Here is a 1021-nt window from a genome sequence, read left to right as displayed (position 1 = left end):
GGCAGACCGCCGGCACGACGACGAGCACGTAGCGCGGGACCCACAGCGACGAGGTGACGAACGAGACGGCCATCAGCACCGCCGGGGGCGCGACCGCCAGCACGGCGAACTCGCGCAGCAGGCGGGCGTCGCGGTGCCGGGCCACCAGGGCCAGACCGATCAGCAGCAGGCCCACCGCCGCGGCGCCGAAGATGTCGCCCGGCGCGTCGAGCACCTGACGCACGGTCATCGGCGGCAGCCAGTCGAGCTGCGAGCCGCGCTGGGTGAGGCCGAGATAAACGAACGGGAGCACGGGCAGCACGGCCACGGCGGTCACCACGAACCAGCGCATCGGCCGGACCGCGGCCGGGTCCCGGCGGGCCCGGGTCACCACCGCGTACGCGTGCCCGATGAGCACCAGCAGCGCCAGGATGTGCGAGAGGCCGAGCAGCGTGACGGTGACGCCGTACGCGATCCAGCGCGCCCACGACGGCTGCCGCAGCGCGCGGTGCAGCAGCAGGGTCGCGAGGGTGGCGAAGAGGAAGGCCAGACCGTACGCCCGGGCATCCTGGGCGTACCGGGAGAGCTGGGGCACGGTGACCAGCAGCAGCCCGGCGAGCAGGCCGGTCGCCGGGCCGAACAGCCGGCGGCCCAGTTCGGCCGAGATGCCCACGCCGAGCGCCACCGCGAGCAGCGACGGCGCGCGCAGCCAGAATTCCGAGTCGCCGAAGACACCCGTCCAGAAGTGCATGAACAGGTAGTAGGGGGAGATCACGCCGTCGAAGTGCCGGGCCAGGTCGAGGATCTGGGCGGGGGTGCGCTGGCTGGCCAGCCAGGTCGCGTTCTCGTCCCAGCCGACGGCGGGCCGGCGCAGGCCGATGCGGCCGACGACCAGCATGAGCAGCGCGGGGAGCACGGCCGGACCCCAGACGAGCAACGGTCGCGGGATCCGGGGGCCGGGCAGCCGCGTGCCGTCGTCGCCGTCCTCTGACAGCATCCGACCGAGTCGGCAGCACCGGCCGCCCCGCACCGGCACCACCCG

At 74.2% G+C, this 1021-nt stretch carries 1 protein-coding gene; it reads right to left on the bottom strand.

Features of this window, described 5'->3' with window-relative positions; all coding sequences use genetic code 11:
* A partial coding sequence (locus AB0C29_RS50220) for a glycosyltransferase family 39 protein (RefSeq protein ID WP_360835708.1) occupies nt 1-976 on the bottom strand: 976 nt, incomplete at its 3' end.
* Nucleotides 977-1021 lie beyond the last annotated feature (45 nt).

Source organism: Actinoplanes sp. NPDC048791 (assembly GCF_040650095.1).
Classification (GTDB): domain Bacteria; phylum Actinomycetota; class Actinomycetes; order Mycobacteriales; family Micromonosporaceae; genus Actinoplanes.
This window is presented reverse-complemented; position numbering and strand designations above follow the sequence as displayed.